The 17,596-nt window shown below is 60.7% G+C and carries 16 protein-coding genes and 1 pseudogene; 11 read left to right on the top strand and 6 right to left on the bottom strand.

Annotated features, from left to right (window positions below; translation table 11 throughout):
- Window positions 1-108 precede the first annotated feature (108 nt).
- The gene (locus GN234_RS01075; RefSeq protein WP_176687660.1) at window positions 109-1,044 is read right to left on the bottom strand and encodes a Ppx/GppA family phosphatase; all 936 of its coding nucleotides are present in this window, start codon (window positions 1,042-1,044) and stop codon (window positions 109-111) included.
- Between the two features lie 287 nt (window positions 1,045-1,331).
- On the opposite strand from GN234_RS01075, the gene GN234_RS01070 reads away from it, so the two are divergent.
- The 4 genes from GN234_RS01070 to phnE (GN234_RS01055) are packed head-to-tail and all read left to right on the top strand — an operon-like array spanning window position 1,332 to window position 4,562.
- Window positions 1,332-2,183, top strand: a complete 852-nt coding sequence (locus GN234_RS01070) for a putative selenate ABC transporter substrate-binding protein (protein WP_116832652.1) — start codon at window positions 1,332-1,334, stop codon at window positions 2,181-2,183.
- A complete protein-coding gene (locus GN234_RS01065; protein ID WP_163858271.1) occupies window positions 2,180-2,977 on the top strand; it encodes a phosphonate ABC transporter ATP-binding protein in 798 nt (265 codons plus the stop codon). The genes GN234_RS01070 and GN234_RS01065 overlap by 4 nt, the downstream gene beginning before the upstream one ends.
- On the top strand, window positions 2,971-3,798 hold the full coding sequence (gene phnE / locus GN234_RS01060; protein WP_163858268.1) for a phosphonate ABC transporter, permease protein PhnE: 828 nt from the start codon (window positions 2,971-2,973) through the stop codon (window positions 3,796-3,798). Before GN234_RS01065 ends, phnE (GN234_RS01060) begins: the two co-directional genes overlap by 7 nt.
- Window positions 3,795-4,562: a phosphonate ABC transporter, permease protein PhnE gene (phnE, locus tag GN234_RS01055; protein ID WP_109753148.1), complete on the top strand. Its 768-nt coding sequence runs from the start codon at window positions 3,795-3,797 to the stop codon at window positions 4,560-4,562. The genes phnE (GN234_RS01060) and phnE (GN234_RS01055) overlap by 4 nt, the downstream gene beginning before the upstream one ends.
- On the opposite strand, the gene GN234_RS01050 is transcribed toward phnE (GN234_RS01055), so the two are convergent.
- A complete protein-coding gene (locus GN234_RS01050; RefSeq protein ID WP_176687659.1) occupies window positions 4,500-5,201 on the bottom strand; it encodes an NADPH-dependent F420 reductase in 702 nt (233 codons plus the stop codon). The two genes, phnE (GN234_RS01055) and GN234_RS01050, sit on opposite strands and share 63 nt — an antisense overlap.
- Window positions 5,202-5,239: 38 nt before the next feature.
- A complete protein-coding gene (locus tag GN234_RS01045) occupies window positions 5,240-5,998 on the bottom strand; it encodes an SDR family NAD(P)-dependent oxidoreductase (protein ID WP_176687658.1) in 759 nt (252 codons plus the stop codon).
- 150 nt (window positions 5,999-6,148) lie between these two features.
- Between GN234_RS01045 and GN234_RS01040 the strand changes: the two genes are divergently transcribed.
- Window positions 6,149-6,814 (top strand): TetR/AcrR family transcriptional regulator, encoded by a 666-nt coding sequence (locus tag GN234_RS01040; protein WP_176687657.1) that lies wholly within the window; start codon window positions 6,149-6,151, stop codon window positions 6,812-6,814.
- On the opposite strand, the gene GN234_RS01035 is transcribed toward GN234_RS01040, so the two are convergent.
- Window positions 6,744-7,667, bottom strand: coding sequence for a LysR family transcriptional regulator (locus GN234_RS01035; RefSeq protein ID WP_109753150.1), 924 nt, complete (start codon window positions 7,665-7,667; stop codon window positions 6,744-6,746). The two genes, GN234_RS01040 and GN234_RS01035, sit on opposite strands and share 71 nt — an antisense overlap.
- Before the next feature lie 113 nt (window positions 7,668-7,780).
- Here GN234_RS01035 and GN234_RS01030 point away from each other — a divergent pair, with 113 nt between their 5' ends.
- The 5 genes from GN234_RS01030 to yghU all read left to right on the top strand — a co-directional run bounded on the left by GN234_RS01030 (window position 7,781) and on the right by yghU (window position 12,651).
- Window positions 7,781-8,776, top strand: coding sequence for an aldo/keto reductase (locus GN234_RS01030; protein ID WP_176687656.1), 996 nt, complete (start codon window positions 7,781-7,783; stop codon window positions 8,774-8,776).
- 124 nt (window positions 8,777-8,900) lie between these two features.
- Entirely contained in the window at window positions 8,901-9,659 is a 759-nt protein-coding gene (locus GN234_RS01025) for a substrate-binding periplasmic protein (protein WP_163858260.1), read from the top strand.
- Window position 9,660: 1 nt separating this feature from the next.
- Window positions 9,661-11,004 (top strand): diguanylate cyclase, encoded by a 1,344-nt coding sequence (locus GN234_RS01020; protein WP_176689539.1) that lies wholly within the window; start codon window positions 9,661-9,663, stop codon window positions 11,002-11,004.
- Between the two features lie 28 nt (window positions 11,005-11,032).
- Window positions 11,033-11,767, top strand: coding sequence for a substrate-binding periplasmic protein (locus GN234_RS01015; protein WP_163858257.1), 735 nt, complete (start codon window positions 11,033-11,035; stop codon window positions 11,765-11,767).
- A 44-nt stretch (window positions 11,768-11,811) separates the two neighbouring features.
- Window positions 11,812-12,651, top strand: a complete 840-nt coding sequence (gene yghU / locus GN234_RS01010; protein WP_176687655.1) for a glutathione-dependent disulfide-bond oxidoreductase — start codon at window positions 11,812-11,814, stop codon at window positions 12,649-12,651.
- A gap of 51 nt (window positions 12,652-12,702) precedes the next feature.
- Here yghU and GN234_RS01005 read toward each other — a convergent pair whose 3' ends face one another.
- A complete protein-coding gene (locus GN234_RS01005) occupies window positions 12,703-14,229 on the bottom strand; it encodes an FAD-dependent monooxygenase (RefSeq protein ID WP_176687654.1) in 1,527 nt (508 codons plus the stop codon).
- A 396-nt stretch (window positions 14,230-14,625) separates the two neighbouring features.
- Here GN234_RS01005 and GN234_RS01000 point away from each other — a divergent pair.
- Window positions 14,626-15,587: pseudogene (locus GN234_RS01000) on the top strand (IS110 family RNA-guided transposase).
- A 41-nt stretch (window positions 15,588-15,628) separates the two neighbouring features.
- Here GN234_RS01000 and GN234_RS00995 read toward each other — a convergent pair.
- Window positions 15,629-16,735 (bottom strand): hypothetical protein, encoded by a 1,107-nt coding sequence (locus GN234_RS00995; RefSeq protein WP_176687653.1) that lies wholly within the window; start codon window positions 16,733-16,735, stop codon window positions 15,629-15,631.
- Between the last annotated feature and the right edge of the window lie 861 nt (window positions 16,736-17,596).

Below are 17,596 nucleotides of genomic sequence, written 5' to 3'. Positions count from 1 at the left end.
AGGCGATGAAATGCTGGAGGTTGCGGCAAACAAGGGACAACCGATGAAGCGCTGATGCCCGAAATTGAGCCGTCGCTGATAAACGGTAATGACAACGACCGTCCGCGATCAGTGCTGATGCATCAGGCCATGAAGAACGCCGAACCTCAGGCCCGGTTCGGAAGCGATCATGTTCGAGATACCGAAAGTCTTGAAGGCCGCCAGCATGATAGCCAGGCCACCGGGCAAGATGCCCAGGCGATGGCTTTGCAAGCCGGCCAACCTGAGCTGGTTGAGATGAGCGACGTCCAGCAGCTTCAACGACAAACGCAACAACCCACCGTAGGTGATACCGCCTTGTCCAAAGTCGTTGAGACCATTGGCCTTGAGCACCTTGGCCAACATCCGCGCAGTACCGGAAGAGCCGATCGCCTGCTGCCAGCCCTGCGCGCGATAACCAGCCGCCACTTTTTCAAACTGCTGGGTAGCCACTCGCTCAGCCTCCAACAAGGCTTGGGCGGTAATGCAGCCACCCGGAAAGTAACGTGCGCCAAAGGTGCCGCTGCCGATGGCGATGCTTTCCGTCGACAACGGTTGAGCGCCCTGCCCCAGAATCAGTTCGGTCGAGCCACCGCCGATGTCCACCACCAGCCGCGTACGCTCGACACCGGGCACCGTATGGGCAACACCGGCATACACCAGCCGGGCTTCTTCATGACCGGACAGCACATCGATCCGAAACCCCAGGTGCCGCTCGGCACTGGCCAGGAACAACTGGGCATTGGCCGCTTCGCGCACGGCACTGGTCGCCACTGCCCGCACCCTTGTGGCTTCAAAGCCACGCAGCTTTTTGCCAAATCGGGCCAGGGCCTGCCAACCCCGATCCAGCGCCAGCTCGTCCAGAGCCCCAGCCTGCAGGCCCTCTGCCAAGCGGACCGGCTCGCGCAGGGTTTTCACCTCCTGGATCACCAGGCGTCGATTACGCTTTACCGACTGACCAATCATCAGGCGAAACGCATTGGAGCCCAGGTCAATGGCCGCGAACAGAGGGGCGTCGCCTTTCATAGCGGTGTTCCTTGCTTCATCAGCCAGCAGGCACAAGCGCTGCCGGACATCCCACGATGGTTTGCGAGAATCCTGCCTGGCTTCGATGACACCTGGATGACACACCACGCGCGTTGCCATGGAAGCAGACGCGTGGCGGCGAGCAAGCTCCCACAAGGGGTTTGGATGAGTTCAAGGCCGGAAACGGTTAATATCCCTCTCCTTCGTCTACCCTCACAGAACGGCGTACCGCTTACCCGTGGGCGTGATGCGTCAACATTCCTGCCTTCATGTACCGGAGATCTTCCATGCTCAAGCGTTCCCTGGCATTGGCCGTCGGCGTTGCCCTGTCTGTTTGCAGCCTGCTGACCCAGGCCGCCGATACCCTGAAAGTCAGTGCGATTCCCGATGAGGCCCCGACCGAGTTGCTGCGCAAGTTCAAGCCGCTGGGTGCCTATCTGGAACAGCAAACCGGCATGAAAGTCGAGTTCGTCCCCGTCAGCGACTACCCGGCCGTGGTCGAGGCGCTGGCCACTGACCGGATCGACATGGCCTGGCTGGGTGGCTTCACCTTCGTGCAGGCACGCCTGAAAACCGGCAACGCCATCCCGCTGGTACAGCGCGAACAGGATGCCCAGTTCACCAGTAAATTCATCACCGCCGACCCGGCCGTCAAATCCCTCGCCGACCTCAAGGGCAAGACCTTCGCCTTCGGCTCGGTGTCGTCGACTTCCGGCAGTCTCATGCCGCGCTATTTCATGCTCAAGGACGGCATCAAGCCGGAAAGCTATTTCAGCCGCGTGGGCTACTCGGGCGCCCATGACGCCACCGTCGCCTGGGTCCAGGCCGGCAAGGTGGACGCTGGGGTGCTGAACGCCAGCGTCTGGGAAAAACTGGTGGCGGCCGGCAAGGTCGACACGACCAAGGTCAAGGTCTTCGCCACCACCCCCGCCTATTTCGACTACAACTGGACGGTGCGCGGCACCCTCGACCCAGCGTTGGCGGCCAAGATCAAGGCAGCTTTCCTGGCACTCGATCCGGCCAACCCGAAAGACAAGGAAATCCTCGACCTGCAGGCCGCCAGTCGCTTCATCGAAACCAAGCCTGAGAACTACAAGGGCATCGAGGAAGCCGCACGCGCCGCCGAACTGCTCAAATGACCCTGCAACTGACCCAGGTCAGCGTTACCCATGCCAACGGTGTCCAGGCGCTGCGGGGCATAGACCTGCACATCGGCACGGGCGAACAGGTCGCGGTCATCGGCCCGTCCGGCGCAGGCAAGTCGAGCCTGCTCAACCTGCTCGCCACCGCTCTGCGCCCGGGTAGCGGCGAGCTGCAACTGCTCGGCGAGCGCGCCTGGCAACTGTCTGCCCGCCAGCGTCAGCGCCTGCGCGCGCGTATCGGCCTGGTCCACCAAGCGCCGCCCCTGCCGCCACGCCAACGCGTGGTCACCGCAGTCCTGGCCGGAAAACTCGGTCAGTGGGGCATCGGCAAAAGCCTGTTGAACCTGCTGCATCCGCTGGATATTCCAGGCGCCAGGGCGGCGCTGGCCCGGCTGGACCTGGGTGACAAGTTGTTCGCGCAATGCCAGCAGCTGTCCGGCGGACAGTTGCAACGCGTTGGCATTGCCCGGGTGTTGTATCAGGCGCCGGAGGTGTTGCTGGCCGACGAACCGGTCTCGGCCATGGACCCGGTTTTAGCCGAGCACACGCTTTCGGTGCTCTGTCGCCACGCCCGGGAGCACAACGTTACCCTGGTTGCCAGCCTGCACGCGGTGGAACTGGCCTTGGCGCACTTTTCCCGGGTCATCGGCCTGCGTGATGGGCAGATCCTGTTCGACCTGCCAACCGAGGCGGTCGACCGTCCGTTGCTCGACACGCTCTACGCCAACGAACAGCTGCAGTCTTCGCCAACGCCCCTCCCGCCCTCGAGCGTGCAGATCCCCCGATGCTGACACGCGATACCCGAGACCCCGCCAGCCGCCCTCGCCTGCTGCTCAGCCTGCTGGCCCTTGTCCTGCTCTGGCCCGGCATCCAGTTCAGCGAATTGGACCTCCGAGTGCTGGTCACCAGCGACAGCCAGAGCGAAATGGGCCGGTTTGTAGCGGCCTTCTGGCCTCCCGCCCATGGCGACGAATTCATCGAACTGCTGTGGCAGGCCACCTTGCAGACACTGGCTATCGCCACGGCCGGCATGGCCCTGGCTTTGCTGTTGGCGGTGCCCGCAAGCCTGTTGGCCAGCCGCGCCCTGTCACTGTCGGCGGCCTCCCGTGCCGGGCATCCGGGTTATTGGGGGCAACTGCTGCGTTGGCCAGTACGCGGCCTGCTGATCTTCCTGCGCAGCGTCCCGGAAATCGTCTGGGCCTTGCTCTTCGTACGCGCCGTCGGCCTCGGCCCCACCGCCGGCGTACTGGCGATCGCCATCACCTACAGCGGCATGCTGGGCAAGGTCTACGCGGAAATCTACGAGTCGGTCGACCAGCGCCCGGCCCACGCACTCTTGCAGTCCGGCAGCAGCCGGCTCGCGGCCTTCTGCTACGGGATCCTGCCCAATGTCGCGGCGGAACTGCTGTCCTATACGGTGTATCGCTGGGAATGCGCCATCCGCGCCTCGGTGGTGATGGGGTTCGTCGGTGCCGGAGGCCTGGGCCAGCAAATGGATTTGTCGTTGCGAATGTTCGCCGGCGGTGAAGTGGCCAGCCTGCTGCTGACGTTCCTGATGCTGGTGCTGCTCGCCGATCAACTCAGCCGCCTGCTGCGCTGGAGGCTGGCATGAAGCGCCTGCTCAACGCGGTCATGGTCCTGTGCATCGGCTCGGCGGTCGTCGCCTCGTTCGTCTACCTGGGCATCGACCTGAGCGAGCTTGGCGACAGCGGTAATCTGCACCGGATGGGGGCTTACGCGCAGCGTTTTCTCAGTCCGGACTTGAGCCCGGGTCATCTGAAGGCGATCGCTCACGGCGCCCTGGAAACCCTTGCCATGTCGGCCCTTGGCACCCTGCTCGCGGCGGTGTTTGGCCTACTTTTGGCCCTGCCTGCGGCCGGTCGCTTCGGCTGGCCCCCGCAGAGCGCTTCGCGCCTGCTGCTCAATGCCTTGCGCGCCGTTCCAGAACTGGTGTGGGCCGCACTGATGGTCCTGGCCGCCGGGCTCGGCCCCAATGCCGGCACCCTGGCCTTGGCCCTGCACACCACCGGCGTGCTCGGCCGGCTGTTCGCCGAGGCATTGGAAAATACCCCTTCCGAACCGGCCGACGCGATCCGCCTGCAAGGCGGCAATGCCGTATTGGCGTTCTGCTACGGCACGCTGCCCAACCTTCTGCCTCAACTGCTGGCCTATGTCCTGTACCGCTGGGAAAACAACATACGCATGGCCAGCGTGCTCGGCTTCGTCGGCGCCGGCGGCTTAGGGCAAATGCTCTACGTCAGCCTCAGCCTGTTCCAGGAAGCACAGGGCAGCACGGTGATCCTGGCGATGTTGCTACTGGTGTTCGCGGTCGATACGTTGAGTAGCTGGAGTCGCCAGCGCTGGGTCAAGGCTTGACGGGTGTCGCGCAGCGGCCAGGTTGGCCATAAGCTCGAGCCGGATCTGGCGCTCTTGCTTCCATGCGGGTTGGCCGGGAGCGTTGCGCCAGGATTGACTAAGCGGGCTGCTGTCGACAGTGTCGAAACCGAATTGGTCGTACAGTCGCGTCACGAGTGCCACCGCCTCGGGAAAATCACTCGAAACCGCCAGGGCCAGGCGCTCGGCGGTGCCAGCGGGCTGGCCCCAAGTGATGATCCGGGGCGCCTGGATATGAGTGAAGGCCTTGACCACCTTGGAAGTGGGGAGTTGCTCCTGACGGAGTTCGTGGACGGTCTTTTCGCCGGAATCGATGAGCGGGATATGCCCATCCCGCCATATCATGTAGTTGTTCGTATCGAGCACGACCTTCCCCGCAAGCGCTTCCACCGGCATGTCATTGACGACCTTGAGTGGAACCGCCACGACGACGAAATCGCCCGCCATCGCAGCGCCCGCAGCAGTGGCTGCGCGCGCTGACGGACCCAGCGTCTCAATCAGGCTCTCCAGGGTCTCGGGGCCGCGCGAATTGGCAATCACGACCTGATAGCCGTTCGCGATGGCCGCGCGTGCGATGTGGCTACCCACCTCGCCTGCGCCGATGATGCCGATGGTCGTCATGGGAGATTGCACCTCTGGTTCCGATTGAACGTTGGGGATCAGATGCTCAGGCCGCCGGCTACATCGATCGCGCTGCCGGTGATATAGCCACCGCTTGGCCCCGCCAAGAAACAGACCGTAGCCGCTACCTCCTCGAGTGTTGCAATCCGGCGAATCGGATGCAGGTCCAGCAGCGCGTCGGGCACACTGTCGCCCAATACCTCTGCCGACATGTCGGTTGGCATGATGCCGGGCTGGACGACATTGACCGTGATATTGCGAGCACCCAGGTCCCGAGCGACGCCCTTGGCATAACCGACGATAGCCGCCTTGGTTCCCGCATAGTCGGCGGCGCCGGCAAACGGGACATGCCCGCCCAGAAGTGAACCGATGAAGATGATCCGACCGCCATCCGACAGCACCGGGGCGGCCGCGCGCGTGGTCGCCACGGCGCCCATCACGTTGGTCTGCCACTGGCGATCGAGGTTGACGGTATCGAGATCGGGGGCGTCCACCGTCTTGCCCTGAACCGCGATCGCCGCATTGTTCACCAGGATGTCGAGTTGGCCGAAATGCGCTATCACATTGTCGATCAACGGTCGGGCCGCCGCCATGTCCGCCTGGTCGCTCTGAACTGCCAGCGCACGAACGTCCTTCGCCTTGAGTTGCTGGACCACGGCCTCGGCCTTCTCGACCGATGCGACGTAGCTGATTGCAACATCCGCTCCCAGGTCGGCGAGTGCCTGCGCCAGGGTGGCACCGAGGCCACGTGATCCACCTGTTACGAGTGCAACCTTGCCTGCCAGTAATTTCTGCACGGTAAAAACCTCTTCATGAATGTTTGAATGCCCCTCGTGGAGGCTACCGAGAAACCATAACGACCGTTAACGTAACGGACAGTATGAATTTGCGAAGCAATCGTCAAGGGGTTTAATATCGATCGTTATGAAAAAGCTTGAGGTGATCTGATGGGGCGACAGCGTGAGTTCGACGTGGAGAAAGCGCTGGAAGCGGCGCTTTGCGTGTTTTGGCGCAAGGGCTACGAGGGGGCGTCATACACCGACCTGACCCAGGCCACAGGCGTTGAACGCCCTGCGCTTTATTCTGCGTTCGGCAACAAGGAGGCCTTGTTCCGCAAAGCGCTCGAGCGCTATTACACGCATTATCTGGATTTCTTCCCGATGGCGCTGGAACAACCCACTTCGCGGGAGGTAGCCGAACACATCCTCCGCCGGGCGGTGGAATTGAATACCCGGTACCCGGACCGCAAAGGCTGTCTCGGAATCCATGGCGCCTTGGCAGGCTCGGACGATGCCGAACCCATTCGATGCGCCTTGATCGACGCACGAGCAACCGCAGAAGTGACGTTGCGTGAGCGCTTCGAACGGGCAAAAGAGGATGGGGATCTGCCGCAGAGCGCCAACTGCACGGCACTGGCCGCCTTTGTGCTGGCAATGACTCACGGCATGGCTGTTCAGGCCAAGGCCGGCTTTAGTCGCGAGCTCCTGGAGATGGTGGTTGACCAGGCTCTGTCGACCTGGCCGTCGAGCACAGTGCAGAAGCCTACGCCCGCTCCATCAGCGCCCCCTGCGCATCCGCCTCGCCGTGCAACAGCTCGATCACCCAGTCGATAAACACCCGCACCCTGGGCGACAACTGTCGATGGGGCGGGTACACCGCTGAGATCGGCCACGTCGGCACGCGATACTCGCTCAATACTTCGACCAGCCTGCCCTCGGCCAACTGCCGTTGCACGTGATAACGCGGCACCTGGATCAAGCCGAATCCCGCCTCACAGGCGGTCACATAAGCGTCGGCGTTATTGACGTTCAGTTCACTCGGCAATTGCATTTCGCGCACCCGCCCCGCCACCTCGAATTCGAACGGGAAAAACCGTCCATTGCCAGACGCAAAGCCAATGACCTGGTGCGCTGGCAAATCCTCCAGCCGCCCAGGCGTCCCGGCGCGGGCAAGATAGCCGGGGCTGGCACAGGTCAGTTGGTGCAGGCGCACGATGGGGCGTGCCACCAACGCCTGGTCGACGACATTGCCGGCGCGGATTGCACAATCCACGCCCTCGCGCTGCAGATGGACCTGGCGGTCGTGGAAGCCCAGATCCAGTTGCAACGCCGGGTAGCGGCGGTAGAAATCCGCCAGGCGCGGCAGGATCCAGGTGCACCCGAAGGCAATGGGCATGTCCACTTTCAAGGTGCCGCGCGGCTGGCTTCGCTGCGCCGACAACGAGCTTTCCAGGTCATCGAGGTCGTCCAGCAACTGGCCACTGCGCTGGTAATACGCTTGGCCATCAAGCGTTGCGCGCACCTGCCGGGTGGTGCGCTGCAACAACTGCACCCCAAGATGCGCTTCCAACTGTTGGATCAGCAGGCTGACGGTGGCCCTGGGTAGCCCAAGGTCATCGGCCGCCTTGCCAAAACCACCCAGCTCAACGATGCGCCGGAACACCTGCATGGCTTGTAATCGGTCCAATGTTGCGCCTCATTATTCAGATATCACGAATAGTTAAACCAATAATCGTGGATTTATCCAGGAAACCCCTTGATGGAGACTGCACAGGTCGTTCATTTCCAGGAGTAATCATCATGAAGACCCGCCAACTCGGCCATCGTGGCCCCTACGTTTCCTCCATCGGCCTGGGCTGCATGGGCATGTCGGATTTCTACACCACCGGCGTGGACGAGCGAGAGGCGATTGCCACGCTCCATCGCGCCGTGGAATTGGGCGTGACGCTGTTCGACACCGCCGACATGTACGGGCCGTACACCAACGAAGAACTGCTCGGACGCGCCCTGCGTGGCAAGCGTGAAGGCCTGTACCTGGCGAGCAAATTCGGCCTGGTGCGCAGCAGCGACCCCCACGCCCGAGGTGTCAATGGCCGCCCCGAATACGTCCGGCAATCTGTCGACGGCAGCCTCAAGCGCCTCGACACCGATTACCTGGACCTCTACTACCAGCACCGCATTGACCCTGAAGTGCCCGTCGAAGAAACCATCGGCGCCATGGCCGAGCTGGTCAAGGCAGGCAAGGTCCGCGACATCGGGATCTCGGAAGCCAGCGCCGAGACCATCCAGCGGGCCCACGCCGTGCATCCACTGGCAGCGGTACAAAGCGAATACTCGCTGTGGTCCCGCGACCCCGAACAAAACGGCGTGCTCGCTACCTGCCAACGCCTGGGCATTGCATTCGTCGCCTACAGCCCCCTGGGCCGGGGCTTCCTGACCGGCGAGCTGAAATCCCCGGAGGACTTCGCCGCCGATGACTATCGTCGCTTCAGCCCGCGCTTCCAGGCTGACAACTTCAATCGCAACCTGATGCTGGTAGAGCGGGTCAAGGCCTTGGCCTCGGACAAAGGCATCAGCGCCTCGCAACTGGCCCTGGGCTGGGTATTGGCCCAGGGCGAGCATGTCATCCCGATCCCGGGCACCAAGCAGCGCAAGTATCTGGAAAGCAATGTGGCGGCGGCTTCGGTGATGTTGAGCGCTGACGAACTGGCCCAACTGGATGGGATTTTCGCGGGCGAAGGTGCGGTGGCGGGCGACCGATACCAGGCGCAAACGATGACGCTGTTGAACGGTTGATCCCGCGGCTGGGCTGTCGCTTTCGACAGGCACGATTCAAGCAGGCGCCCGCCCAGCCGATAACCCTATCAGTGATAGCTCCCAGGCCTCGCCGGGTTCTGCAAGTTGCATAGGGTAATGATCAATGGGTTTGCCGCTTAATCGCCTGCTGATGTGGGGCGTCCTGATGTTCCTCGCTGCTGGCGCTTGCGCGGCAGAGGCGCCGCTGCGCATCGTCACCGAGGAACTTCCGCCCTACAACATGACGCAGAACGGGCGAGTGACCGGCATGAGCACCGAGGTGGTCCAGGCCGTGCTCAAGGAGGTCGGCCTGGACGCGCCTATCCAGCCTATGCCCTGGGCCCGGGCGTATGAACTGGCGCTCAATGAAAGCAACGTGTTGATCTACTCGATCGTCCGTACACCGGCACGTGAATCGCTTTTCCAGTGGGTCGGCACCATTGGCCCGACGCAGTGGTACATCTACTCACTGGCGGACCGGCCGGTAAAACTCGCTTCGCTGGCCGATGCCCATGGTCACCAGATCGCCACGGTCAATCAGGACGTGGGCGAGCAGTACCTGGTGTCGAAAGGGTTCCGCATCGGCGAAGAATTGCAGTCGAGCACCAAGTACGAACACAACTACCGCAAGCTCAAGGTCGATCACGTGGAGCTGTGGATCTCCAATGAGCTCAACGCGCTGTACCTGACACGCCAGAATGGCGAAGACCCGGACAAAGTGCTGATCCGCTCGCTGCCGCTGCCCGAGCTGAGCAGTACAGATGGCTTGAACATGGCGTTCAGCCGCAAGACGCCGACCGAAACAGTGGAGAAGTTCCGTGTTGGCCTTGAAACCATCCGCCGCAACGGCGTCTACGATGCCATCCTGCGCAAATGGTTATGACATGGAGGGCGATTTCCGTACGGTGTCCTCCTTACAACCACAGGCCAAGGCATTCAGCTCCCTGGGGCGGCGCCTGGTGCTGGCAACGCTGCTGTTCTGCCTGCTCTTTACCCTGGCGATGGTCACCTGGCGAACCTGGCTGGCCTGGGAAAACAACCTCGCGGAAATGAATTCGGAACTGGCCCTGATCGACCAAGTGTTCCAGAACACCCTGGCCCACGCCATTTGGGAGCTGGACCGTGAATCCCTCGACCAGCAAATCACCAGCGTCGCCACGGCAGCGCCCGTGGGTCGCGTGGTGTTGAACATCCTGCGCCCCGGCCAAGCCCCCGAAATCATCGAACTCAATCGATACACCGTCGCTCAATCGGGCGTGGTGCCGGTGCTGCATCGCCAACTCATAGCGCAGCCCTACGCCGGAGCCCAGGAAAAAGTCGGCGAGCTGACCATCGAAGGCGACAATAACCTGCTGTGGGAGCGCCTCTGGGGCGAAGCACGCAGCATCGTCATCACCCAGCTCATCCAGTCCTTGCTGCTGGCCGGGTTGGTCATGACCATGTTCAACCGCCTGGTGACCGTGCACGTGGTGCATATCGCCCGTCACCTGGGCGAACTTGCGCCGCAAACCCTCAAGCATCACCTCAAGCTGCAACGGGCGGTGCTCCGCCAGGATGAACTGAGCCTGCTCGAATCCCAGGTCAATGCACTCCAGGACAATCTCCACGCCCATCTGGAGCGCCAGCGTTCGGACGAACTGGCCCTTGCCACCAGCCGCGATCAAATGGCCGAACTGGTCGAGGCACGCACCGCTGAATTGAAGGCGGCCAACCAGTCGCTCGAAACGTTGTCACGTCACGATGCCTTGACGGGCCTGGCCAACCGTCGCTATTTCGACGAACTGAAGGAAATCGAGTTTCGCCGGGCGATCCGCCATAAGACCCCGCTGGCCGTGCTCATGTGCGATGTCGATTTCTTCAAGATCTACAACGACACCTACGGCCACATGCAGGGCGACCAGTGCTTGAAAGAGATCGCCGAGACCCTGCGCAGTGTGTTCGGCCGCTCTGGCGAGCTGACCGCACGCGTAGGCGGCGAAGAGTTCGTCGTGGTCCTACCCAATATCGACGGCGTCCAAGCCTGCGAAGCCGCCCAACGCTTGCGTACGAGCCTGGCCGAGCGTGAGCTGCCCCACAGCGGCTCCAAGGTATCGCCTTTTGTCACCGTGAGCATCGGCGTCGCCGAGCTCGACCCGGAGACAATGGATCATTTTGACCAATTGCTGCAACGCGCCGACCAGGCGCTGTACCGGGCCAAACACCAGGGGCGCGACTGCGTCGCCCTGTAACAACCATCGCGCGCCATGAGGTCTGCATATGCATATTCGCCTGACACTCTGCTCATGCTTGCTACTTGCCTCCATCAGCCTGCAAAGCCACGCCGAGGCAATCGAAGTCGTCACCGAAGACTCGCTGTACGCCTATCAGCGTGACGACAAGGTCGTCGGGCCGGGCATTCGCATCGCCGAAGAAACGCTGAAAAACGCGCAGCTCACCGACTACAGCCTGTCGCTCTACCCGTGGGCCCGGGCCTATGAAAAGGCGCTACACGAGCCTAACGTGCTGATTTTCCCGCTGGACCGCACCCCGGCTCGCGAGCAACTGTTCAAATGGGTCGGTGAAATTCATCGGGTAGCGAGCCGGCTCTACAAGATGCGGGACAGCGCAGGCATTGCCGTCAACAACCTCGAGGAGGCCAAGCAGTACAGCATCGGCGTGGTGCGCAATGACGCCAAGCAGATTTACCTGCAACAGCGTGGGTTCACCCGGCTGGTCATCTCGGCCAACAACCACGACAACTTTCAAAAACTGCTCAATCGCCAGATCCAGTTGCTGCCGATGCCAGAGAACACCGCACGCCTGATGAGCAAAGACGCCCAGGTGGATTTCACTTCGCTGGAAGAGGTCTATACCCTCGACGAACAACCCCACAGGGTCCACCTGGCCTTCAGCCTGAGCACACCGGATGAAGTCGTCGCCAAGGCCCAACGCGCCTTCGACCAGCTCAAGGCTTCCGGTGAAGTGGCGCGGATCATGAACGAACAGCGGTAGACTCTGGGGGATCACACCACAAGCAACCGATGAGGTATGTCCCGATGAGCAATGCGTCCTACGTTCCGCCCAAGGTCTGGAAAAACGACGCCCCGTCTGGCGGCCAGTTCGCCAGCATCAACCGCCCTGTTGCCGGGCCGACTCACGAAAAGACCTTGCCGATTGGCAAGCATCCACTGCAGCTCTATTCCCTGGCCACGCCCAATGGCGTGAAAGTGACCATCCTGCTGGAAGAACTGCTGGCGCTGGGTCATGCGGGCGCGGAATACGATGCCTGGCTGATCCGCATCAACGAGGGTGACCAATTCTCCAGCGGCTTTGTCCAGATCAACCCCAACTCCAAGATCCCGGCCCTGGTGGACCGCAGCGTAGAGCCGGCCATCCGCGTCTTCGAGTCCGGTTCGATCCTGCTTTACCTGGCGGAAAAACTCGGCGCCTTCCTGCCCACCGATCCGGCAGGTCGCACCGAAACACTGAACTGGCTGTTCTGGCAGATGGGCGCCGCACCGTACCTGGGTGGCGGCTTCGGACATTTCTACGCGTATGCGCCGGAGAAGCTCGAATACCCGATCAATCGCTTCACCATGGAAGCCAAGCGCCAACTCGACGTGCTGGATCGCCGCCTTGGCGAAAGCCGCTACCTGGCAGGCGACGACTACACCATCGCCGACATCGCGGTCTGGCCCTGGTATGGCCAACTGGTGCGCAACAACGTCTACGGCGCCGCCGAATTCCTCAGTGCCCACGAATACACCCATGTGCAACGCTGGGCAGAAGAAATCGCCAAGCGTCCTGCCGTCCTGCGCGGACAACGAGTCAACCGCACGTGGGGTGACGAGGCGAGCCAGGTGCCGGAGCGGCATGAGGCTGGGGATCTGGGCTGAAGACGGTCACAGATTGGCTATCGGCAGCGTCCGGCGCCCTACCTGGCGCGTTCAAGCCGGCAGTGTCAGGCCCCGGTCGCTGAAATACTGGCTCAACGTTGCCGTAGACGCTTGCGGATCCGCCAGGGCGACGTAGGTATCGGGGCGTAGCAGATAGGCGGCGTCCCGGCACAACCCGGCTTTGTCATGATCATGCTGCCAGGCGAACGTGTGCAGGGGGATCTGGTGCTGGCTGCTCCAGGCTTTCAGGTCCGCCCGGGCCTCGCCGTAGACATGCACCTGCCAGCCGATGGTCGCGAGCGGTTCGTAGTTGTCGGCACCCGGCAGCGGTACCCAAGGCAAACGGTCGCCGCCCTGCACGTCACCCGCCTTGCCGGCACTCAATGGGCTTTCGTGATAATTCAAGGAGGTTTGGGACACCATCCGGAACAGGTACTCACGCACGTTCTCGCTCTTGTAGGCAACGCTTGCGAAGAGTGGAGCGATGCGCGTGCGCACGAAGTCGGCAAAATTGCCTTGGGCGGTGGCAAAGGTGAACAGCCGGTCTGTGGTTTCCACAAGCTTTTGCGCAAACGCCTGGCGTTCCGCCTGGTAGCTGTCGAGCAGCGAGTCTGCTGCCCGCCCCTTCACGACCGCCGCCAGTTTCCAGGCCAGATTGATCGCATCGAGGATGCCGGTATTCATGCCTTGGCCGCCGGCCGGACTGTGGACGTGGGCAGCGTCTCCCAGCAAAAACGCCCTGCCCCAGCGGAACTGATCCGTGACGCGATGATGGACCCGGTAAGTGGAGAACCAATTGACGTTATCGATCCTGATGTTCAGGCCGTTAATCGCGTCGTGACCCACGTCCTCGAACGTAAGCGTCTCCGGGTGTTCTGCGCGCTCGTCACGAACCGTGCCGATCAGGCGATATTGACCAGTTTCGCCATAGAAAAACACCAGCACGAATTCGGATTTATCAAACGCTATATGGGCCTCGCCCGCAGGCTCGAAACCGCTGGCAGACACGTCCGCCACGTAGAACAGCTGCTTATAGGTACCGCCCTCGAAACCGCTCCCCACCTGATGCCGCACGAGCGAGCGCGCGCCATCGCAGCCTGCCAGGTAAGCGGCCGTGAGCGTCTCTTCGCGACCATCCGCCTGCTTCAAGCGCGCGGTAACCCGATCGCCATGGTCCTCGAAAGACAGCAGTTCGGTCTGCCGCTCGACTTCGACGCCCAGGGACTTAAGCCGCTCGACCAACAGCTGCTCATGACGATCCTGGGGGTATATGAGGACAAAAGGATAAGGTGACACATCCCCGCCGGCATCCACCAGCGGAATCCGCGCCTTGCGTTTTCCCAGGGCCCACATGTTCATGGCCGGGGTCTTGTACCCGGCTTCGATGACCGCACCGGCCATGCCGAGTTGGCGATACAACTCAAGGGTACGGGCCTGGACGGCCATGGCCCGCGAGGTCTCCCCCGGCCCATGGCTCTTGTCGATGATCCTGACAGCCACCCCCTGCCGGGTGAGCCATAACGCCAGGACCAATCCAGTAGGGCCGGCTCCCACAATGAGAATGTCGGTTTGTACCATGCTCGTGCCTCTGGAGGACTGATAACTCTGGAGGCACTTAATAATGGTCGAGGAAGGCTGAATGTCAACGAACGGCCGGCGGGCAAGTAAGGCACATCATTCTGCGGCTACTGTGGGAGCGAGCCTGCTCGCGATGACGTCAGTACATTCACCATAACCGTAAGCTGACACACCGTTATCGCGAGCAAGCTCGCTTGTATGTTTAGACTTGAAGGGGTGGGCGGGACTAAAAGCTCGATTCCGACTCTAGCCAGTACGGACCGTGGGAGACTTCTCGTTCCGCCCTTTCTACCTAAAGCGCCGATAAGGAATTCATCGGTAAAACCGACGATAGAGGCAAGCCAGCGCAAAGGTAGACCCCGACAAGCACCTAAACCCTAGCTCCGAGGATTCGTCATGACAATCCTTAACTCACCAACGGTTATTGGTATCGATGTAGCGAAGGCCGAAATCGTCGTTTACCGCGAAGACCTGAAAATCACTCAAGCCATCGCCAACCACCGCGAAGCTCTTGGCCGGTGGCTCAAAACGCTACCAGCCCAAAGCTCGATTGCGCTGGAAGCCACCAGCTTTTATCACCTGGACACAGCTGAGCTGGCCCATGGAATGGGGTTTCATGTTTACGTTGTGGATCCTTATCGGGTGGCCCATTACCGTGAAAGTATTGGGCTGCGGGCTAAAACTGATCCTTGTGATGCGCGTTTGCTGGCTCGGTATCTAACGAACGAGCAAGCAAGGCTGCGTATCTGGAGCCCACCTCCAGAAGCCTACAAAGTGTTAAAAAACCTGCTTAGAAAACGTGCGGCACTCATCAAGGCCCGCGTCAGTATCGTGCTGAGTTTTTCGAACGAACCGTGTCTGAAGGACATCTTGGCCCGGCAGTTGGAGGTCTTCAAAGAGTCCGATCAGGCCATTCAGAAACTAATGCGTGAGGCCAGCCAAGCGGCAGGGATCACTGAAAACATCAACCGCTGCAAAGCCATCGAAGGAATTGGTGAACTGACGGCCATTGGCTTGGCGACCGCATTCATGCGCGGTCACTTTGTCAGTGGCGATGCATTCATTGCTTTCTTGGGGATGGATTTGCGTCCAAAAGATTCAGGAAGAAGCACAGTCCTCGTCACTTGAGCAAAAAAGGGGACGGGGAGCTACGACGCCTGGCGCACAACGCCGCGATGGCGGCCTGTCGGTCTCCTGCCTGGAAACCTTACTATGAGGCCTTCTTGGCACGAGGCCTGGCCAGAACTCAGGCCTTGGTTATCCTCGCCCGCAAGTTGTGTCGGGTAGCATTCGCCCTGATGAAAAATCAGAGCGAATACCAACCAAATTCACGGTTGCAGGGTTCCCCTGCAACATAGAATCTCCCACAGTTTTTCCCCCACAGCTTTTCGTCACGTGTTCAGCGGTTGGCTTCCAGCCTGTATCCATCACCCGCCGACGCCGGAGTCGTTTCATTGGCCAGGGCAAAGACACACTCATCCAGATAAGGCCTGACATCCGCCCATTTCCTGCGATCGGCGATAAACCCTCTCAGCTTCTTGCCCGCATCCACGACGTCCGGTTCATGGGCCATCAGCATGATCCTAGCGACTGAACTGGCGTCATCGGCCTTGTGCTTGGCATGATCCTGCCGGGCGTAAGAATGAAACTCCTCGATTCGCCCCAGCACAGCCTCCGCCCCGCCCATGCACTTGTCACCCATTACCTCTTCGCGCCGCTGCGCATGCCCGCCGGCAAAACTGTCCTGGACAAGATGAAGCAGGCTGCCCAACGCCACCTGGTTCACATTCGCCCGCAGCCACGGACGCCCGACCGCAAAAAGGTCCTGCACCGTCTGCCCATTATTGAAATGCTGCTCCCAGCCTTCGATCTTGATGTCTTTCAAATAGGTATTGATGGGGTAGGTTCCGTCGGCAACACCCCAGGCGAACTCGGCCCACATCATGATTTCACGCTTGGTCTGCTCTGGCGTGGCGCCCTCCTGGGAAGCCATTGCATGCAAGAACTGCAGGTCGCCGAAATGCGAACGAGAGATGTAATTCCCCGACCCCATGAACGCCATCGGATCGGAAGCGCTTTTGTCCTCGGCTTTCTCGAACAGATTTACCCAGCACCGCGTCTGCGAGATAAAGCCAACCGAGTAACGCCCATTGCAGCCCTTGGTTCTGGCATCTTCCGTGCCTGGCATGAACACCGGGTCATCGTTCCAGCGAACCCCGGCAATAATGTAGGCTCCGGCATACTCCAGGTTAGGGTTGCTGCAATCCTGCCAATCGCCGTCGCACCCATAGATCTTCTGCGTCAACGCCTCATGGGCCGGATCGGAAAAATTATGCAGCGCAAAGCTGGCGAAAGGCACCGTCGCCTTATAGGAAACCCCGTATTTCTTGGCCATCTCCCGCTCAGCCAAGGTGCCATCCGGCGAAAGTTGAAAGGCATTGGCCTGGCCGATGCAACCCAACAAAAAACCCCACACAACTCCCGACACGGCTTTGTATGTATTCATGGATCATCTCTGTAAAGGGGCGATGACGGGCAGGTTCTCGTCTCGCGCCCTGGGTTGTTGTGATGGGCGTAGTGAATGGCAAGACGCCATCGTCGAAGCATAGCGGGTGGCGCTTTGTCGTCCAGGCGACAAGCCCCCCTTTTTCCATCGCTTAAAACTGCACTACCAACACACAGTCAATTGACGGTTAACGTTTTCAATCCTACCGAGAGTATCCGCGCATCATCGCCCAAACCGAGCTGCTGCGGGCTTATTGCGTCTGCAAATTGCAATTGCATCCTCACGAAACCCTGCTCTGCGATATGTTGCTGCATCGAGGGGGTAACGGGTATTTCGAGGATGTTGCCTTCTGACTTTTCAAGCGTATTGAACGATGCCTGTAAGCCATTGATAAGAACCGTGACTCTTTGTTGTGCGTGACCCGGCACAAGAAAGGCTGATGCCTCCAAACGAATGGAATGTACGAGGGTTGTTGCTCGCCATACTATTTCCGGACCAACGACCAAGCAGCGCTAATGTCAGTGCTTATGCTTGGTTTTGGAAAAAAGTTTAGGGGATGTAGAAAACATTTAATAAGGCGCTGGGGAGTGAGGGAAATGGGGGAACAGACCACGTGATCTAAACTAAGAGAGCGATCGCTTTCCCGGGCGCCCCGGACGGCCTCGCTGAGCTCGCCGTCCGATCATTGCTTCAATTTCATCAGAAAACGTGGTCTGTACCTGAGGGATCGTGCTGGTTGGCTTAATGGAGGGGATCCACCCCGGCCAAGGGGCTTCAGGCTTTTCACATAGGGTGTACTCTTGACTCATCATGCACGAAGTGATGACCTGTTCCCAATCACTCACGACGCTTCCCCATAAA

Origin of the sequence: Pseudomonas bijieensis (assembly GCF_013347965.1) — a bacterium.
GTDB classification, from domain to species: domain Bacteria; phylum Pseudomonadota; class Gammaproteobacteria; order Pseudomonadales; family Pseudomonadaceae; genus Aquipseudomonas; species Aquipseudomonas bijieensis.
This window is presented reverse-complemented; position numbering and strand designations above follow the sequence as displayed.